22 protein-coding genes are annotated in these 17,592 nt (G+C 42.0%); 17 read left to right on the top strand and 5 right to left on the bottom strand.

What is annotated here, in order from left to right:
• Positions 1-2: 2 nt before the first annotated feature.
• On the top strand, positions 3-338 hold the full coding sequence (locus EKM93_RS05990) for a tyrosine-type recombinase/integrase (RefSeq protein ID WP_125714061.1): 336 nt from the start codon (positions 3-5) through the stop codon (positions 336-338).
• A 281-nt stretch (positions 339-619) separates the two neighbouring features.
• Here EKM93_RS05990 and EKM93_RS05985 read toward each other — a convergent pair whose 3' ends face one another.
• Positions 620-1,030 carry a type II toxin-antitoxin system HicB family antitoxin gene (locus tag EKM93_RS05985; RefSeq protein ID WP_164507009.1) on the bottom strand — a complete coding sequence of 137 codons (411 nt, stop codon included), beginning with the start codon at positions 1,028-1,030 and terminating at the stop codon, positions 620-622.
• Between EKM93_RS05985 and EKM93_RS13795 the strand changes: the two genes are divergently transcribed.
• The 5 genes from EKM93_RS13795 to EKM93_RS05960 all read left to right on the top strand — a co-directional run bounded on the left by EKM93_RS13795 (position 987) and on the right by EKM93_RS05960 (position 3,478).
• Positions 987-1,226 carry a terminase small subunit gene (locus EKM93_RS13795; RefSeq protein WP_376923064.1) on the top strand — a complete coding sequence of 80 codons (240 nt, stop codon included), beginning with the start codon at positions 987-989 and terminating at the stop codon, positions 1,224-1,226. The two genes, EKM93_RS05985 and EKM93_RS13795, sit on opposite strands and share 44 nt — an antisense overlap.
• Before the next feature lie 145 nt (positions 1,227-1,371).
• Positions 1,372-2,187: a minor capsid protein gene (locus tag EKM93_RS05975; RefSeq protein ID WP_164507007.1), complete on the top strand. Its 816-nt coding sequence runs from the start codon at positions 1,372-1,374 to the stop codon at positions 2,185-2,187.
• Positions 2,188-2,298: 111 nt separating this feature from the next.
• Positions 2,299-2,526: a hypothetical protein gene (locus tag EKM93_RS05970; RefSeq protein WP_125714053.1), complete on the top strand. Its 228-nt coding sequence runs from the start codon at positions 2,299-2,301 to the stop codon at positions 2,524-2,526.
• Positions 2,527-2,581: 55 nt separating this feature from the next.
• Complete coding sequence (locus EKM93_RS05965; protein ID WP_125714051.1) at positions 2,582-2,833, top strand: hypothetical protein; 252 nt, start codon at positions 2,582-2,584, stop codon at positions 2,831-2,833.
• 96 nt (positions 2,834-2,929) lie between these two features.
• Positions 2,930-3,478, top strand: a complete 549-nt coding sequence (locus tag EKM93_RS05960) for a phage scaffolding protein (RefSeq protein WP_125714049.1) — start codon at positions 2,930-2,932, stop codon at positions 3,476-3,478.
• Between the two features lie 129 nt (positions 3,479-3,607).
• On the opposite strand, the gene EKM93_RS05955 is transcribed toward EKM93_RS05960, so the two are convergent.
• The gene (locus EKM93_RS05955; protein ID WP_125714047.1) at positions 3,608-4,330 is read right to left on the bottom strand and encodes a VOC family protein; all 723 of its coding nucleotides are present in this window, start codon (positions 4,328-4,330) and stop codon (positions 3,608-3,610) included.
• Positions 4,331-4,470: 140 nt separating this feature from the next.
• Between EKM93_RS05955 and EKM93_RS05950 the strand changes: the two genes are divergently transcribed.
• Entirely contained in the window at positions 4,471-5,190 is a 720-nt protein-coding gene (locus EKM93_RS05950; protein WP_125714045.1) for a MerR family DNA-binding transcriptional regulator, read from the top strand.
• Between the two features lie 122 nt (positions 5,191-5,312).
• Entirely contained in the window at positions 5,313-5,519 is a 207-nt protein-coding gene (locus EKM93_RS13790; RefSeq protein WP_125714043.1) for a transposase, read from the top strand.
• Positions 5,520-5,600: 81 nt separating this feature from the next.
• Here EKM93_RS13790 and EKM93_RS05940 read toward each other — a convergent pair whose 3' ends face one another.
• Complete coding sequence (locus tag EKM93_RS05940) at positions 5,601-6,518, bottom strand: AraC family transcriptional regulator (RefSeq protein ID WP_125714041.1); 918 nt, start codon at positions 6,516-6,518, stop codon at positions 5,601-5,603.
• Between the two features lie 169 nt (positions 6,519-6,687).
• Here EKM93_RS05940 and EKM93_RS05935 point away from each other — a divergent pair, with 169 nt between their 5' ends.
• Together EKM93_RS05935 and EKM93_RS05930 are read left to right on the top strand one after the other, a co-directional pair.
• The gene (locus EKM93_RS05935; protein ID WP_125714039.1) at positions 6,688-6,984 is read left to right on the top strand and encodes a maltose acetyltransferase domain-containing protein; all 297 of its coding nucleotides are present in this window, start codon (positions 6,688-6,690) and stop codon (positions 6,982-6,984) included.
• A complete protein-coding gene (locus EKM93_RS05930; protein WP_125714109.1) occupies positions 6,984-7,574 on the top strand; it encodes an NAD(P)H-dependent oxidoreductase in 591 nt (196 codons plus the stop codon). Before EKM93_RS05935 ends, EKM93_RS05930 begins: the two co-directional genes overlap by 1 nt.
• Positions 7,575-8,269: 695 nt before the next feature.
• Here EKM93_RS05930 and EKM93_RS05920 read toward each other — a convergent pair.
• A complete protein-coding gene (locus tag EKM93_RS05920) occupies positions 8,270-8,665 on the bottom strand; it encodes a type II toxin-antitoxin system HicB family antitoxin (RefSeq protein ID WP_125714036.1) in 396 nt (131 codons plus the stop codon).
• 46 nt (positions 8,666-8,711) lie between these two features.
• Positions 8,712-8,846 (bottom strand): type II toxin-antitoxin system HicA family toxin, encoded by a 135-nt coding sequence (locus EKM93_RS05915; protein ID WP_125714108.1) that lies wholly within the window; start codon positions 8,844-8,846, stop codon positions 8,712-8,714.
• Between the two features lie 392 nt (positions 8,847-9,238).
• Here EKM93_RS05915 and EKM93_RS05910 point away from each other — a divergent pair, with 392 nt between their 5' ends.
• The 7 genes from EKM93_RS05910 to EKM93_RS05880 all read left to right on the top strand — a co-directional run bounded on the left by EKM93_RS05910 (position 9,239) and on the right by EKM93_RS05880 (position 17,586).
• Positions 9,239-9,889 (top strand): DUF6883 domain-containing protein, encoded by a 651-nt coding sequence (locus tag EKM93_RS05910; protein ID WP_125714033.1) that lies wholly within the window; start codon positions 9,239-9,241, stop codon positions 9,887-9,889.
• On the top strand, positions 9,889-10,065 hold the full coding sequence (locus tag EKM93_RS05905) for a hypothetical protein (protein ID WP_164507006.1): 177 nt from the start codon (positions 9,889-9,891) through the stop codon (positions 10,063-10,065). Before EKM93_RS05910 ends, EKM93_RS05905 begins: the two co-directional genes overlap by 1 nt.
• Positions 10,066-10,644: 579 nt before the next feature.
• Positions 10,645-11,247, top strand: coding sequence for an NAD-dependent epimerase/dehydratase family protein (locus EKM93_RS05900; RefSeq protein ID WP_125714030.1), 603 nt, complete (start codon positions 10,645-10,647; stop codon positions 11,245-11,247).
• Complete coding sequence (locus EKM93_RS05895; protein WP_125714028.1) at positions 11,237-11,704, top strand: RrF2 family transcriptional regulator; 468 nt, start codon at positions 11,237-11,239, stop codon at positions 11,702-11,704. The genes EKM93_RS05900 and EKM93_RS05895 overlap by 11 nt, the downstream gene beginning before the upstream one ends.
• Positions 11,705-12,045: 341 nt before the next feature.
• Positions 12,046-12,237: a hypothetical protein gene (locus EKM93_RS05890; RefSeq protein ID WP_125714026.1), complete on the top strand. Its 192-nt coding sequence runs from the start codon at positions 12,046-12,048 to the stop codon at positions 12,235-12,237.
• A 413-nt stretch (positions 12,238-12,650) separates the two neighbouring features.
• A complete protein-coding gene (locus EKM93_RS05885) occupies positions 12,651-13,178 on the top strand; it encodes a hypothetical protein (RefSeq protein ID WP_125714024.1) in 528 nt (175 codons plus the stop codon).
• A gap of 19 nt (positions 13,179-13,197) precedes the next feature.
• Positions 13,198-17,586: an Eco57I restriction-modification methylase domain-containing protein gene (locus tag EKM93_RS05880; protein ID WP_125714022.1), complete on the top strand. Its 4,389-nt coding sequence runs from the start codon at positions 13,198-13,200 to the stop codon at positions 17,584-17,586.
• The last annotated feature ends 6 nt before the right edge of the window (positions 17,587-17,592 follow it).

Genomic DNA, 17,592 nt, shown 5'->3' with positions numbered 1-17,592 from the left:
CGATGGCAAAGTATACAATCAGCCGCAATTTGAAGAAATACGCCGCACTTGCCGGAGTTCACCCGATTCAGGCAAAGGGATTACGGCATAGTCACGCCAGTTATTTGATTCATGAATTTAACATTGATATTTTGAAGCTGAGCCGCCGACTTGGTCATAGCTCGGGAGAGATAACCTTGCGACACTATGGACACCTTTACCCGAATCCTGATCAAGATATTGCTCGTAAGATGGGCACAGATTTCAACTTCACCAGTGCTAAAGAAACGAAGCGTAAGTTCAACGGGAACCAATCGGTAAAGATGGACGCTGTCCCTCGATTGTCCCCCGAGAAGTAACGCCAATAAAACATCCCTTTCATATTAAGGGATGTAGGAGGGCTGTTTCAAATTGAATGGGAATAAAAGGTAACCAGTTCTAACAAGTTCAGCCCTAAGCTAAGTGTTGATTTCACTTGGTTTAGGGTTGTTTTTTTAGTTTTAAGATTGGGTACAGCTTGGTAGAAGTTGATAATTGTGTGGGATTTTGCGTGGGATTTTTTTAAATATCACTTTTTCTCCCACGGAAAAGCTGTAATGAAATGAGGAACGATTGATGAATAAAGCAAAAAAGCTAGGCATTATACGCCTAGCTTATCTTTTTTATTTTCTTCACGATCACGTACCAGATTTGTGTCTACTTCAACTGATAATAATAATTGAGCGGGCTTTAATTTAATAGCATCAATATCAGATGTTTTAGGCAACTCTTCTTGGCAATCCTCAGCAACCAATAAATAGCCTTCTAAGGCATCTTTTGCCATCGCTATTGTTTCTGATAAGTTGTTGCCATAGGTGGCTACATTAGGCGCTAAGTCAGGAAAATCAACTTCATATTGATTGGCTTTATTTTTTGTAAGTGTTGCTAAATATGATGTACCGGTCAACACGCTTAAATCATGGCGTACTCGTGACCATTGGAAACGGGATGTACCTCCAGAGAAAAAGGTGCACCCCAAAACTAAAAGAGATGCACCTAAAGTTGCATTCAAAGTGATAGATGAACTAGAGGCAAACGATGAGCTTAATGAAAAGCGAAAGTTGTTCTGCCTCTTTTATTTGCAACGATTTAATGCGACGTGGGCATATCAGGCGTACAAGTGTAGTTACTCAACAGCTCAAAAGAATTCATGGTCTCTTATGGCAAATCAGGGCATTAAAGACCAGCTAACCGCATTGAAGAAATAATAGACTACTGACCTATATTTCGACCTTCAACATCCAAGCGCAACGTGGTGCTTTCACGGCGGATTTTGCTACGTTCAACGAAACGCAATTAAAGCTGATTGTGTCGAATCCCTGGGCTAAAGATGGCAAGGATTTTTCGCAGCGGTTGTGGCAGAACTACCAGCAAGAACTGCCCAGCTATCTGATGGACTCACTATTTAGAGCGACCGTCATGGGTTGGGGGCCGCAGAAAGTCATGCGGCAAATGCACATTCAGTTCCAAGATGTGCAGCGTAATCAGATCCATCGTTTAGTATCGACTGAGATGGCACATATCAGCGAAGAAGCCACTGCCCGAAGCTATGAAGAATCTGACATTGAGCAGTATGAGTATATGGCCACACTTGAGAGTCATACTTGTACAGTTTGCGCTCACTTAGATGGTGAGATATTTAAGATGTCAGAGAAAAAGGAAGGCATTAACTATCCTTTAATTCATCCACATTGCCGTTGTACGACTGTTCCACATATTGAAGGACTTCCTGATGTTAGAGAACGTTGGATGCGTGACCCTGAGACGGGTAAAGGTAAGCGAATCAAAGATGTGAAATTTGATGAATGGAATAAGTCATACGGCATTCAACAATCCGGAGCTATCTATGGAGCATTGAACGATAAGAACGACCCGGGACAAATCAAACGAACCGTATTTGCAAATGATTATTATCAGAAGTTACGAAATGCTGATAGTAAATCACTAATTGCTTCTATCTCTAATAGTGCCAAGCTTTCAACAGAGTTGGTCGGACAAGCGCTTAACCATATATTGAACTTGAAGTATGAACTATTTGATCCGGAAACGTATGGTACAATTGTGCGTACATTTGATCCTAGTTATGATATGGCACAAAGTTTACAGCGATTACGAGTTGGAACACCATTAAAACATGATATAATAATGTGTGAAACACGAATCATATGAAGCAAGATTAATGGATGAAAAGGGGCTAAGCTATCAAGAAGCGCATAAGTTAACTAATCAGGTTTATAATTATCAAACAGCATTGAGTGAATGGGAGGAGAATCGCTAATAATGATGATGGTTTACACGTTGATTTTAGAAAATGCAGAGTATCGTGCTTATCAGGTGGCCTCTGACAATAGCGAAGGTACAGTTGTGGTGAATAAGCAAACTCAGGCAGCGGAATTGCGTGGGCAATTTAGTTCGATGTTTTCTAAAGATTTTATTGAGAAACTAGCCGTTGGAACACTGAAGTTTAAAACAAATCCACCGAAGGAGTTTACCTACGGTGTTGGTTAAAGCACTCGTCGTCAGTTGAGTGCTATTTTTGTACTCAAAATTAAGGAGAATTCAAATGACTGATTTAATTATTTGGTTCCAATCAGGGTCTACTTCGAAATTTGAAAACGTTACTAAATTCAAGAATAACGACAATGAAATTTTATTCTTTTATGACGGAGTTGCTACTGGCAAACACTGCAACGCTACTTTTGAAAAGAGGAACGTTTCAGGTTTTGCGCTCAGTGTTGAAGCCGCAACAGTAAAAAACGGTGATAACAATGCCTTAAGAAGTACAATTCCTAACTCATTTGAACTTGGAAGTTAGTTCATTATTTGTCCCCAGCAAGACGTAAAAAGGCTTATTTATTTTGCCTTGAATTGGGGCCGCACCCCGTAATAAAAGCGTGAAAGGATGATCGACATGAAACGAGACGCATTAAAAACGCTTGGCCTGACTGATGAACAAATCAACGCTGTGATTGAAACTAACGGCCATGATATTGAGAATGCTAAAGCCACCGGTGCCAGCGAAGTAGCGACACTAAAGCAGGAGAACGAATCTTTAAAGACTCAAATCACAGATCGTGATAAGGACCTTAAGGGATTACAAAAGCAGCTCAAATATAACGATGATGTATCGCAACAGCTGACAGATTTGCAATCTAAATACGATGCTGATACACAGTCACTCACTGAACAGCTCAATACGACTAAGCTTAACGGGGCGCTTAATAATGCTCTGACCGCAGCTAAGGTTCGCAATACCAAAGCTATCAAGGGTTTATTAGATATGGATAGCATCAAGCTGAATGATAAGGGAGAATTGGTTGGTGTTAACGATCAACTGGACTTACTTAAAAAGTCTAATGCATATCTATTTGATATGGGAACCACCCAAAGCGGATATAATCCTGCCGCTGGAAAATCTACAACAAACTATTCAGCGAATTTAGCAGCTGAAATGGAATAAGAAGGATTCAACATGACCGAATGGTTAAAACAAACAAAAAGCAAAGGAGTAAATGATTTGAAAATGGCCTGTGAAGGTTATTGAGGAACTGAGAAAATATGCATAAGTTTGATTAAATGAAGACTAAGCTTAATATCCTAGATATTCATATTTTTGAAATTGCTCCAAGGCGTCTTGCAAATATTTATCATCGATATTCCTCGACTGAGGTTGAAACTTCTGGGCTTGCAAGTAAAACTCTTGAGCCGAGGCAGTTTTACCCAGCAGTACAAAACAATCCACTAGTAAGACATAGGCTTGGAAAACGAACTGAGGCTGTTCGTCGGCGAGATTGTAGCGCGAGATACCCGCTTGCATCATTTTTGCTGCTTCGAGGGGGCTTTCATGTGAATAGGCCAGGGTGTTACTTTCCCAATAAATTCGCTCAAATTTGGTTTGAATCTTGTGATCTGCCTTTTGCAGATAGGGCTCAACGAAAATAAAATGATTACCGTTCGGATCAGTCAGGGAGAAACGCCGGTCAAAATTCAAACTCTTCGGAGTCCCCATTCGTGGTAAGCCGCTACGAGAAGGCTTTTTGCCGACATTTTCTTGATAGGTCGTTTCCAAGTGCTGATGAAATTCGTCAATATTCTCAATTTCAAACAAATACATATTTGTGGGCGTGGGAATTTCCAACTTTTTATAAGTATAAAGATGAAATTTCAAATAATCATTGCGCATCACAGCATAACTGCCGGATCGCGGTTGCTTTTTGTAGATATTTTGGAAGCCGAGATCCTCAAAAAAGTGAATAGTGGCTTTAATATCAACAGCGGGTAAGAGAGGAACAATTTGCTTTACTTTAGTCATTTAGGCACACTCCAATTTTTATTTACCCTTTAATTATAGTAAATTCAAGCAAATGCCAAACTTTTTGCACTACAAGCAGTATTATTAGTGACTAAAGTCGTCATCTACTTTAAACTATTTTTATAACGAGGAGGATGATTATGCGAGGAGCAGAGATTGCCCAAAAGTTGAATATTAGCACCAGTGCGCTGCGACACTATGAGAAATGGGGACTGCTTCCCCCAGTTGAGCGGCAGGAAAATGGCTATCGGAAATATACATCACTGCATGAGACTTATTTTTGTTGTATTCGATCACTGATTCCGGGATTTGGCGTCGAATTGGTCAAACAAGTTTTGCCGTTGATTGTAGCTGGTGAGTTCACAAAAGCTACTTGGTTCATCAATCGGCAACAAGTTCAAATTGCTGCGGAAAAAGAGGAGACAGAACAAACGCTAGCCCTGTTGAATTCAGCCGCGACACCGCATTTTGGCGACCATGATAAAAAATATTTTTCAATCGGAGAAGTAGCCAAACTAACGCACGCTTCGCTCTCGGCCATTCGCCACTGGGAGCATGAGGGGTTGATTCGACCACGAAGAGATGCTGAGAGTAACTTTCGTCAATTTGAAGCAGAAGAAATCAAACGGATTTTTATTATTCGAACGATTCAAAGAAATGATTATTCACTGGATAGCATTCGCAATGTTCTGGCTGAAGTTGATCTGAATCAACTCGAAAAAACCAAGAAATTAGCACAAGATGCTTTAGCGCAAATTGATGCTAAGCTACTCAAACAATTTCTAGGCATCGCCGCCTTGGCGGAATTAATCGCTCATATTCAAGGCCTGGATACTTTTCCTGATACTTTGACAAAGTGAGGCTGTGATATAAGTCTCTAAAATTAAAATAGGTTAGGTAAAATCTTCGGATTGCGATAATCCCTTTATGGTTGACAGATGAAATACAATAATTCATCTAACGACCATGGAGGGATTTTTGTATGCCCAGATCTAAACACACAGCATCTGAGAAATTGGCAATTTTGGAGGAACTGGTTCAGTCAAATAATGACCTAAAAGCAGTCGCTAATCGTCATGGCATTAGGTACGATACACTAGAACGTTGGCGAGATCGTAAGAATGACGCCAGGAATATAAGTCCGGAATTATTAGGAAGGGGCTACCTTTTTAACTGCCAGCGATGCTAATGTCAATAAATGGTGCATCGATAACAACTTGCCGTATCTCAAAGGTAAGCAACGTGCTAGGTGCGTGACGTATGCCTCCAGCTACGCCACCGAACTCCCATACTGGTTTCGATATTCCTTGGGTGTCATTTTGAAGTACTTTTTGAATTGGCTGCCAAAGTAGCTTGGTGAACTGAACCCGCACGCATCGCTAATTTCGCCCACCGAATGGGCCGTGTCGACCAGCATCATCGACGCCATCGAAAACCGGTATTCAGTGAGAAACTGAATCGGTGTCTTGTCCAGGACGTCCCGAAACAGACGAAAGCACTCACTGCGGCTGATTTTGCCACACTGGATCAGCTGCTCAATGGTCACCGGTTCTTGGTAATGTTCATGAATGTATTGAATCATCGCCTTTAAGTTGCCCCAAGTGTCACCTTGACTCGTCCGGTTTTGCACGGGACTGAGACGATTTAAGTGCTGGCTGAGCATACGCCATATTCTTAACGTCAATTCAAAGGTGTGTAGTTCAAAATCATCGGCGTCAGGCCGCAGCGAACACAATGTTGTCACTGCCTGCAAAAAGCCCAGGTCAGCGTCCGCATGATTGCGGAATGCTAAGGCGTCAACGCCAGATTCATTGATTGGCGCCAAAACTTGGTGGCCGATGGTGGCGAGGGGGGCCAAATTAAACAAAGTCTTAGCCAACACAAAACAATCGATCACCGTATTGGCTTCAAGGGCGATTGCACTGTGCGGCACTTTCGCATTGATGAAGATGCCATCACCTGGAACCAGCTCAATTTCCTGAAGCTGCCCCGAACTTTCATAGATTGTATAGCGCAGCTTGCCACTCATCAGGACGCCGAATTCGAACTCTTCATGCCAATGGCAGGCCCACTGCCGCTGATAATAGCTGTCAAACTGATCGATACAAACCGAAATCGGTAAGACATGATCCGTGTATTCGACGCGTTCACGGCCATTATTGTCTAGCTGAATCATTTTTTTATTCAATGGATTCTCCTATCTTTGGGACGATATTGATATTATTTTACACGATATCGTATATAAATCACCTTAATTTCAGACTATACTAATAGTGCCATATAGGCAGCTCGGTAGGAAGTCGCGACCATGACGGGCAACGAACGATTATTGACGCCGAACATTCAAGGAGAGAACAATGACTAAACAAGCAACCATTGACTGGTTCCATCGAGTAAGCAATTCAGGTGAAATCTATGACAGTAATGACCCTGACCTCCTCACGTATCAACACGAACTCATGCAGCGGCTAGTCGAGTATAACCAAACTGCCGAAACGCCAATTAGGTTGAAACAACGCGCGGCAATTCTGGCTGAAATCGTCGGAAACAATGCTGATACACTTTTCATAATTCCCCCGATTCCAGACGCAATCAAAATCAAGTACGGATTAACTAATCCGCAGACGCATTCGAATACGAAAGGAAGTTTATGATGAAAACAATTATTTACGTGCATCCCTACGCTGGCAGTTTTAACCACGCTATCCTGGAGTCGCTGACAACATACTTTACCAGCAACCAGACGCCATATGTGGTCATCGACCTTTATCGCGACAACTTTGAGCCCGGCTATACCGCGCCCGAACTGCGAGAGTATAGCAAGGGGACCACACCATACCCGCTGGTTCACAATTACCAGGAGAAGATCGCGGCTTCGGATGAGTTGATTTTTATAACGCCAATTTGGTGGTACAACATTCCCGCAGAACTCAAAGGCTTCTTCGATAAGGTCATGCTCAAAAATTTTGCCTATATTGAGGAGCCCGAGTGGCAAGGTAAATTGACCTACATCAAGCACGCAACGGTCATCACCACCGCGACGATGACTAAAAAGTATATCGAGCAAGAAGCCGGCGATCCGATTCAGCGTAACCTCATCGATCGCGTTTTCACAGATATCGGTATCACACCTGATCGGTCAACTTGGCTTCACTTCGGGGAGGTCAACCTGACAACCGATCAAGTCCGCCAAAGCTTTCTGGAAAGGATACCGAAGCTGTACGAACAAGGAAAGGAAAACTGAAGTAATCATTCGATTAACGAGTTGAAAAGTGAGTCATGATCAGATTGATGATTATGAATTAACAAATGCGTGGCATCGTGATGACTTTACTGCAAAAGCCTAGGTCGGATGGGCAAATGTGTCCTTTGATAAAAGTTGATGCATAACAGTTCTTGAAGGACAAAATGACCCTGTTTACCCTTGGAAGTTAGCGTTCTTACCCGGGGAGGTCTGATTCACACGTTTCCGACAAGAGGAACGGAATGTTCCACAGAAACAAACCAGGCAGGGATGTCTGGCTGAGTATTTCAGAAGTCAGCCGAGATCATAGTAGTTCCCTACGAGAACAAAGGACCGAACAATAATAATTCTCACTGATATAGGCGGTGAAGGTAGTGCGACAATCGCAGAAAACACAGCAAAAAGGTGACCGCCAGTGGGTGCCGTGATGTGACGCACGGATCCGCAAAATAACATGCAAAAAAAGCCTCTACTCGATTAAATTTGAGTGGGGGCTTTTTTGAATTTATTTATCTAGTGGCGCAATTAAATCATCTAATACTTGTCCGGGAGACTTTTTTAGAGCAGATGCGGTTGCTTTTAACACCTTAATACTGATTGTGTCAAGTGTCTTAGCGTCAGCTGCACGTTGTAAAGTAGACGCTGTTACACCGCTTAATTTGTAATGAATTCGGAAAAAATAAAAAACTGGGCACTTAGCCCAGCTTTGCTTCAAGTGCTTCAGTTAATGTGGCGCTAAAGTTAATGCCTTGCACTTCAGCTTCTCGCGCTAACGATTGTGGAATTGTAACATTTTTTCGAACTGTGACATCGCGCGCTCTTTGACGGGCCTTTTTCATATCTACGCCGACATAGCTCACGATTGACTCTGGATTATCAGCCTGCACCCTATCGATCGGTGTGGGCTCTGGATATTCAGGGTAATCAGGTAATGCAACGGCTAAAGCATCGGGGGCGTTCTTGACTGCTTCTGTTAACGTTTTACCTTGGGTTACTGTATCAGGAATATCGGGGAACGTAACGGTGTAATAGCCATCGTTATCAACATTATCAAAGACTGCTGGATAGATGACGTAATTAGGTTTTGCCATATTGATTTCTCCTTCTTAGTTAATGTGAGGATTGCAAAGCAAGGCCTCACTTGAGACCTGCTTGCTTTAATATTGTGGAATAAGTTTTTGGTGGGATATTGGCTTTCAGTTTTGAGTAAGCAACTGTGACATATTTACCATTGTCATTAGTGAAACGGCGATGGTCACCGGTGATTCTTATTTCGTGGAATTCGTTTTACTTAAGAAGTTTCAAGATATCCGAACCTGATGTTGAACCAACTTATTACCTCTTCTCTGCTCTTATTATAATACGCCTATGCGCATAAAAATTAAACAGTCTTTGACCGTTTCAGTGAAAATAAGCTAAATATCATTCTGAACAGCCGTGGAAGGGGTCCGATTTCTCTAATAGAGTTTGGCGAAACAACGTTAATCAATTACTCAAGGCCCTTGTTAATACCTTTTCTGATGGAATCGTTCAAGGTCAATCTGTTGACAAGATAGTGGAGAATTTCAAAAAGCAATTCGAAACAGTGGCTGATTATCGAGCAGTTACTTTAGTCCAGACCGAATCCGCCAAGACATCCTAACTGTAGATGTACAACGTGTCCTGTGCTAGAAGGTTGGGAACATCGTCACAGATGGTCACGTGATCCAATTACTGGAAAAGGTGCTAACGGCAAATACCAAACTTTTGTAGAGTGGAAGAAAGAAAACGTTACCCCAGAAGCCTTGAAACAATTGAAAATCAACAGAAACAAAAAGCAAGATGGAGAAATCTTAAAAGAATATAAGTCTGTGATTGGTAAAAATACGCCATCTAATTTGGCCGAATTTCAAAAGCTGAAGTATAATGGGGGTAGAGATTGGCAACTTACGAAGCTTGATTACCAGCGCCGCAAGAGCTTGATTGATAATCCTGATTTGAAGCTTCCTAATGCAGGCAAAGCTTCAATTGATAACCGAAAGTTTACAGAATATCTTTTCGGTGGCTCTAATGAAAAAGGACTGATTAAAGGCAGGCTGATTACTAACAAGTTGGGCTATTCGTTAGATAATTATGGAAGTCTCAAAAATGAAATTCTGAAAAGAGCTACCGAGTATCCTTCATTGTTAAAATACACGGATGCGCACGGATCTCGGTATGAACAAAAAATGATAATGTATGGACCTGAAAACAAACCAGTCAACATTATTGCAGGCTGGAATGTTGAGAACGGAAAAACTCACATGAGCACTATTTTAATTAAGGAGGTCAAATGATGCAGCTAAAACTATATGATGTTGTTAAGCTAAAAGATGGTCGTATTGGTGACATTACTGATATCAATCCGACTTCTTTGCAGATTGATATTCAGATTGGCCCCGAAGAGTTCGAAATAGACTATGATGTTAGCCCGGAAGATGTGGTAGAGATTATCAGTAGCACCCAGTCATAAAGATGATTGAGTGCTTTTTTGTAATTAAAATTAGGAGGAGGCTCTATTGAATGATTAGAAAATTTTTGTGGGGCACATTTAACCGACGAAATAAAGAAATCCCCTGGCGGAGATGTCCAAAAGTCGGATACTACTTTGCAAAAGAGTGTCATAAAAAACAATTATGAAGTATTACACCGTTCTTTTTTGGAAAGGCAAGCACGGAGAATCCACTGGCACTTTTCATGAAGTCATTTGTTTAGTAGAAGAGGAGACTTTAGAAAAATTATTATCCAGTGAGCCACCAGCTTTCAAAAATTGATTACGAATTACGAAAGGAGGAAGAGGATGAATGAATGTTTACCGAGTAGCGGCAAGCCTAGAAAGTCCTTTTAATAAAAAACAAAAGTAATTTTTTAGTTTTACCCAGACCTGTACGGATGTCTCTAAAAGACGGACTCATAGCGGGAGTTGCCGCTCTAAAAACACTGAGGAGGAAACACGATGAAGAAAGAAGATTTAATCGCTTGACAATGATTTCTTATTTGTGGATACTATAAGTCTATGGACTGTAAATGTCTACGCATAGGAGGGCTAAATATGGTTTCGGAAATTCTACTTTTAGGTGGCAATGGTTATCTTGGCAGAGAGCTAACGCGACAATGGCGCGAATTGGCTTCAGATACACATTTCACCATTTTGTCGCGGTCTGGGCGTAATGCAATCAACATGGATGGAGTGACGAACATAGCGGTTGATGTCACCGATTTCTCAGCGGTTAAGCAAGTACTCCCTGATCAGATTGATTATGTTATTGATTTAATTGGACGACCGGAAAAAGATCCATCCGAGTCTGCACGTGTGAACGATATGCCCGCACAAGTGATGCAGCAGATTGCAGAGCAGTATGGCGCTCTTGCCATGGGATTTATTGGTGGAAAGTTAGGGTCTAAAGCATTCCTGCAAACGAAGGCTAAACTGATTCATCAGCTCCAGACTAGCTCAGTGCCACTGGCATATGTTGAACCAACGTTGGTATATGGTGCAGGTCGCAAGGATTCGATGACTAAAATGGTTCCCTTATTAAAATTCATGGGATTGTTTGTACAAAATATGCGTCCAGTTGAGATCGAGAGCGTTATTGCCGACTTACTTAAACAATTGATCGCTTATGGTACATCGGAGAAAAATGATGAAAATTAACCGTAGTGTTGAGCAAGGTGTGTATGTCATGTTAATGTTGGCATTGCAAAAAGGGCATACACCAATTAAAAGTCAGGTACTCAGCGCGCGTCTAGAGGTATCGGACTCGTATCTTAAGAAAATTCTTCGTAAACTTGTTGTTGCAGGACTGGTTAGCTCTAGCGCCAGTAAAGATGGTGGGTTTACGATAGGATGCGATGTCACGACTGTTTCTTTGTTGGATGTGTGCAGTGCAGTGGATGCTACGGACCGGCTGATTATGCCTGAGTTAAACTTAGCAAATCATGTTTTTCCTGGAGATAAGGCTCACGTTGCACAAAGCCAAAAATTAGTTAATCATGCATTTTCGGAAGCGCAGTTGGCTTTCAACGCAAAACTTGCACAGGTGGAATTAAGTTCTCTATTGGAGCAAGGCAGTTTCCAGCATGGTGTCGTAGACTGGACAACGTTAGTTTGAAGCTATGGTTGTAGCACCTGCAAAAAGAACGTCAGATTCCGTGTTGGAAGCTGGCGTTCTTTTTGCACAACAGATATATAATGTGGAACCATAATGTACGATGAAGCGAGTCAGGTATTGACCGCGGGTTATCAAATATGAAATCATCAAAGTGTGTATTCCATAATATTTGTTGGTTAATCTACTTTAAACTTTGCCAGAGCATATCGTCTTATAAAAAAAGCCAACCATAACGGTTAGCTTAATCACCAGTCATTCTAGACCACGGTTGAAGTCATTGGGGTCACAGCCCAGTGGCTTCTTTTCAATTCGCAGTATGCTAAAGACAGAGGAAAATTACAATGATAAGAACTTCAGAAGCACAAAAGCGAGCGACACAGGCCTACCGTGCTCGTAACCGTAAAAAAACAACCATGCAATCCGCTAAGAGTGCGGCTAAAACGTTCATTAACAACTATGCAGAATTAGCTGATTTAGAAGAGTTAAAAATGTTAATTGAAAAAAGAATGAGTGACTTAAAAAAAGATGTGTAAAACAAATTAATGTATTCTTTCGACTAAATAGGCTATAAAAGTGGCATTGGTATCTTTAAACAATATACTGTCAAAACAAGTTCAGCCCTAAGCTAAGTGGTGCTTTCACTTGGTTTAAGGCTGTTTTTTCATTTTATTACCCGCTAAAGTATGTTATAATACATTGTGTCTTTTGATCACTGAAACCCACCTTGCTAGCGCAAGGTGGGTTTTATTGTTTTAGAGAAAATTTCACTATGCTAATACCGTCTTACTTAGTCTCGCTCAAGCGCAATTTTGCGATGACACGAACAGCGAAGAGATTCTGCATCGCCAGGTGGCATAATTGAGTGATATTTTGCATGTCCGCACTTTTCACCGGTCAGTCATCAGATTTGATATAATAAGTGTAGCAGAATTCTTGGAGGGTAAGCATGGCAAAGGGATTATCACAATCATTGCGATCATTGTTGTCTGCGATGAATTTAGGGCGCAGTCAAGGCCATCCACTGGCAGGGTGGATATTGTTATCGATGCTTTATCGGGATGGCAGCACCGCCAGTGAGCCGATGACCATGAATTACTTAGTGGCGCGCTACAACGGAGAATATTTGGATCCTGGGGAAAGTCGGGTGGCTAGCGAAACGTTACGTGGGGTCATGAAGGCGTTAGTCGAGCAGGCGCACTTGGTGACAAGTTCTACGCGGCGGGTACGTGAACGGATGGATTCAGGTCGGTTTCATACGATCCAATCCTCAATTTATCGAATCAACGCAGCAGGAATTGAGTATTTGAAGGCTATTGAAGATCTGCCAAAAGATGAGCGTGCAGATAAGATGGCCGAGTTAACAGCAACAGTCCGCAGTGATTTGTTAAAGGTAACTGGTAATGGCGTTGTTCCCATACGAATCGAACTGATGTTTACACACAAACTGAATAAGAGATTGATTTGGAATAAATAGGTTTTTTGGAGGGTAACTAATGAGTAGTAACTTTGATTTCTTGCAAGGCAACGAGGACAGTGTGGGGTACTTCCGCGCGGCGGACTTTCTTGAACAGGAATACGCAATGGGAAACTATGCGTCTGAACTGACTTCTGCGCGCAAGATTGCAGAGAATGTCGTTAAGTTTGTCTTAGATCAGAATTACATGGACAACGAGGCGACGTTCGCACAGAATCTCAAGATAGTTAAACATCATCATCTATTGAGTCAGCAGTTAGTCGATTTATTATATGCTATCAAGCAACCGGGTAATGAGGCTTCTCATACACTTGAGCAATATGATAAAAAAGACGGGGTTACCGCATTACAACAGGTAATTCAATTAATGTACTGGTTCGCTAAAACATATTGCGACTATGATGGTGGCGTTCAGCCATTCGTTGAGCCGGCACAACGCAGCTTATATACAACATCTGAGCGCCATGTAATTTATTCACTTTCAGGGGATAACTCAGATGGTAACTGGCCACGTTATGCTGGATTAGAGAAAATTGGCGAGACGACGGCTAACCAAGGTGAGGAGGATTGGCGGCCGAATAGTGAGTACCTTCGGCGTGAAGCACATCATCGAATTGGACAGTATATGCGTACTGCTGGCGTACCCTACAAGCTTGATTGGGTTGAACTCGCTTTGCGAAAGGATGGGCATTCTTGGTTTGATGATCATGATGTCCACCGTGTGTTGTTAAAATCGGGATATAAGCGAGATGAGACGCTTGCTGCTGGCGCTAAGGAGTGGTTTCAGGTAAATGTTGATCAGGTCAAGCAGGCGATTGCTGCCGTCAAGAATGGTCAGGAATCAATTGACGGCCCAGTGCAAGCAACGGGGAAGATTGTGCTGCGTCCAGAACAACAAGATGCGGTCGATAAGACGGCCAAAACCTTCAAAACCAAACACAAGATGCTTTGGAACGCGAAGATGCGATTTGGTAAAACTTTGTCTGCATTAAAGCTGATCAAGAAAGAAAAATACGCCAAAGTTTTGATTATGACCCATCGCCCCGTAGTAGCGGAGGGCTGGTTTGAGGACTTCAAAAAAATTGGAATGTCTGAGTCGGGCTACAAATATGGATCTAAGCGTGACCAAGATTTATCTCTAGAAGCACTACAACGTGAGGCAGAGAAGTACGTCTATTTCGCAAGTATTCAAGACCTTCGTGGCTCCAAAGCATTCGGTGGCACAGTTGCTGATAAGAATCAACTGGTGAAAGATACTCAGTGGGACCTTGTCATTATTGATGAAGCCCATGAAGGCACACAGACGGATCTTGCACAACAGGTTATTGATGGTGTCGTAACGCCGAAGTATACGCATGTGCTAGAACTATCCGGGACGCCATTCAATTTACTCGATCAGTATGATACGGATGAAGTCTATACCTGGGATTATGTAATGGAGCAGCAGGCTAAATACTCCTGGGATAGTGAGCATCCAGATGGTGAGCGCAATCCTTATGTTGGTTTGCCGTCTGTTTCGATGTATACTTTTGAAATCAAGGACCGATTTAAGAATACGGAATTTCTTGATGATGATAGGTCTTTTAACTTCCGTGAGTTTTTTAAGGTTGATGATGAGACGGGGAAGTTCGTTTATGCTGATAAGGTACATAAGTTTTTAGATAATATTTCAAGCCGTGATGAACGCTCCAACTATCCGTTTTCAACTTTGGAGTTCCGAAATAATTTACGGCACACGCTCTGGTTGATGCCTTCTGTGAAGTCGGCTAAGGCGATGAAGGTGGCTCTGGAGAACCATCCTGTATTTGGTTTTTATAATATCGTGAATATCGTTGATAAAGATACAAGCGACAACGTGGTCACGGCTACTGATTCCGACTTGAAGCGAGTAAATGATGCTATTACGGATCATCCGGCCCGTACGCATACCATTACGTTGACTGTACGTAAGATGACCACTGGTGTCACAATTAAACCGTGGACTGGAGTACTCTTTCTTTCGAATACCAATAGTGCAATGCAATATTTGCAAGCCGCTTTTCGTGCACAGACACCATATGAAAGTGAAGAATTCGGTCGCAAGACGAACTGCTATATCTTTGACTTCGCACCGGATCGTGCTTTGAAAGTGATGGCAGCTTCTCGTCAAATGAGTACTGGTGTTGGCAAGTTGCAGACTTCTGATCAGCGGGCAAAACTTGGTGAGCTCCTGAACTTCCTCCCGATTATCGGTGAAGAAGGTCAGGGGATGCAGGCGTACGAAGTTGACACATTGTTGACGCAGCTGAAGAAGGTCTATGCTGAAAAAGCGGTACAATCTGGTTTTGATGACGATTCTCTGTACAATGATGAGCTGTTGAAACTAACCAATTCTGACCTGGAAATATTTAACGATATCAAGGCGATTGTCGGCCAGACTAAGGCTGAGAAGAAGCCGGATACGATTGATGTTAATCACCAGGGCTTGAATGATGAACAGTATGAGAAGGCTATTCGGGCAGAAAAGAAGCCAAAGAAGGAACGAACACCAGAGGAGCAGGCGGATATTGACCGCAAGAACGCACTTAAAAAGCAACGCAAGTCCATGATTTCGGTGCTGCGAGGTATCTCCATCCGTATTCCGATGATGATTTATGGAATGGATATTGATATTGACCAGAGTGTTGACATCAACAAGTTCGTAGATTTGGTTGATGCTCAGTCCTGGTTGGAATTCATGCCTCAAGGGATTACCAAAGACAAGTTCCGTCAGATCTCCAAGTATTATGATCCTGAAGTATTCATCGAGGCGGGACGCATAATTCGCCACCGCGTAAAGGAACTGGATCAGCTGGACCCGATTGAGCGAACTTTACAAATTGCCGATGTTTTCAGTACCTTCAAGAACCCAGATAAAGAAACAGTGCTTACGCCATGGCGAGTGGTTAACATGCAACTTGGTAAGACGATTGGTGGCTACGCCTTCTTTGATGACACCTATCAGAACTCAACTAAGGATGGCAAACAGATTGCCGAATGGCGCACAACGGCTCTCACTGATCAGATTTTCGACAATGATGCGCACATCTTGGAGATAAATTCAAAGACTGGGTTGTACCCACTGTATGTGGCGACGTCACTATATTACCAAGAATTTCAGAAGTTGAATGAAATTACTGCCGGTAAGTTCTCTGCGCAAGATTTGGAAGATCTGTGGGCCGACATTCTTGATCAAAACATTTTTGCAGTAGCTAAAACGCCAATGGCACGGACAATTGCCGAGCGCACATTGACTGGTTATAAAAATTACGAAACTCATATTGTATATGTGGACGATATTGTTGAGACGGCACGGCAAAGTATTGATGCCGGTGTAGAGAAAATTAAGGAGGCATTTAACTATATGAAATTTGATGTGGTGATTGGGAACCCTCCGTATCAAGAATCAACGCAGGGGACGAGAACAAGCGATCGTTCCATATATCACTTATTTATGGAAATGGGGTTCAAACTTGCCCCGGTGACAACAATGATCACACCGGCTAGATACTTATTTAATGCTGGTGATACGCCGAATGAGTTTAACACACGTATGCTTAAGGATACACATTTTAGAGTTGTTTACTATAAGTGGGATAGTTCAGATATTTTCCCAAGAACTCAGATAAAAGGTGGAGTTGCTATTACACTGCGTGATGAAAAACAAAATTTTGGTAGTATCGATCAGTTTTTAGTCTTTGAAGAATTAAAGCCTATCGTAGAAAAAGTTACTATCGCTATGCGTAATACCGGCAGTTTGAAACAAATCATTTCGACTGCAAATCGATTGAATCTGGAGCAACTGTATTTAGATTATCCAGAGGCGTCAAAGATCGTAAGTAGTCAAGGAAGAGAACGACGCTTGCAGAGCAATATTTTTACAAAACTATCGATATTCTCAGGTAAGAAACAAGGGGATGATCAATATCGAATTCACGGCGTAATCAAGAATAAAAGAATTACAAAGTATGTGGAGTCAAAATATATAGAGGCCGCTAACTCTTTGTCTTATTTCAATGTCTTAGTTCCAAAATCCAGTGGAAATGGTGAATTTGGAGAAAAGTTGGCAGATTTCATTCTTTGCAAACGAGGTGAAGGATTCACATACACTTTTATCGGAATTGGAGAGTTCACAACCGAAATGGAAGCTCTTAACGCAGAAAAATATTTGAAGACAAAGTTTGTTCGTGCGATGTTGGGTGTTCGAAAAGTAACACAAGATAACACTCCCGAGAAATGGGACAATGTACCAACTCAAGATTTTTCAATGCAATCTGACCTCGACTGGGACGTAACTGTCGACGAGCTTGATAAGGAACTCTATCACAAGTACGGATTAACGGATGCAGATATTTTATTTCTAGAAACACATGTTCAAAGTATGGAGTGAATTAAG

This window comes from Agrilactobacillus yilanensis (assembly GCF_003946725.1).
Taxonomy (GTDB): Bacteria; Bacillota; Bacilli; order Lactobacillales; family Lactobacillaceae; genus Agrilactobacillus; species Agrilactobacillus yilanensis.
Note: the sequence above shows the minus strand (reverse complement) of the source record. Positions and strands in the feature narration are given on the sequence as shown.

Coding starts and splice junctions, on each gene's coding strand:
- EKM93_RS05935 (WP_125714039.1), top strand. CDS start 6,688: ATGACTAAACAAGCAACCATTGACTGGTTCCATCGAGTAAGCAATTCA.
- EKM93_RS05885 (WP_125714024.1), top strand. CDS start 12,651: ATGGCAAAGGGATTATCACAATCATTGCGATCATTGTTGTCTGCGATG.
- EKM93_RS05905 (WP_164507006.1), top strand. CDS start 9,889: ATGCAGCTAAAACTATATGATGTTGTTAAGCTAAAAGATGGTCGTATT.
- EKM93_RS05895 (WP_125714028.1), top strand. CDS start 11,237: ATGAAAATTAACCGTAGTGTTGAGCAAGGTGTGTATGTCATGTTAATG.
- EKM93_RS05890 (WP_125714026.1), top strand. CDS start 12,046: ATGATAAGAACTTCAGAAGCACAAAAGCGAGCGACACAGGCCTACCGT.
- EKM93_RS05950 (WP_125714045.1), top strand. CDS start 4,471: ATGCGAGGAGCAGAGATTGCCCAAAAGTTGAATATTAGCACCAGTGCG.
- EKM93_RS05970 (WP_125714053.1), top strand. CDS start 2,299: ATGATGATGGTTTACACGTTGATTTTAGAAAATGCAGAGTATCGTGCT.
- EKM93_RS05920 (WP_125714036.1), bottom strand. CDS start 8,665: ATGGCAAAACCTAATTACGTCATCTATCCAGCAGTCTTTGATAATGTT.
- EKM93_RS05900 (WP_125714030.1), top strand. CDS start 10,645: ATGGTTTCGGAAATTCTACTTTTAGGTGGCAATGGTTATCTTGGCAGA.
- EKM93_RS05955 (WP_125714047.1), bottom strand. CDS start 4,330: ATGACTAAAGTAAAGCAAATTGTTCCTCTCTTACCCGCTGTTGATATT.
- EKM93_RS05880 (WP_125714022.1), top strand. CDS start 13,198: ATGAGTAGTAACTTTGATTTCTTGCAAGGCAACGAGGACAGTGTGGGG.
- EKM93_RS05990 (WP_125714061.1), top strand. CDS start 3: ATGGCAAAGTATACAATCAGCCGCAATTTGAAGAAATACGCCGCACTT.
- EKM93_RS05965 (WP_125714051.1), top strand. CDS start 2,582: ATGACTGATTTAATTATTTGGTTCCAATCAGGGTCTACTTCGAAATTT.
- EKM93_RS05960 (WP_125714049.1), top strand. CDS start 2,930: ATGAAACGAGACGCATTAAAAACGCTTGGCCTGACTGATGAACAAATC.
- EKM93_RS05930 (WP_125714109.1), top strand. CDS start 6,984: ATGAAAACAATTATTTACGTGCATCCCTACGCTGGCAGTTTTAACCAC.
- EKM93_RS13790 (WP_125714043.1), top strand. CDS start 5,313: ATGCCCAGATCTAAACACACAGCATCTGAGAAATTGGCAATTTTGGAG.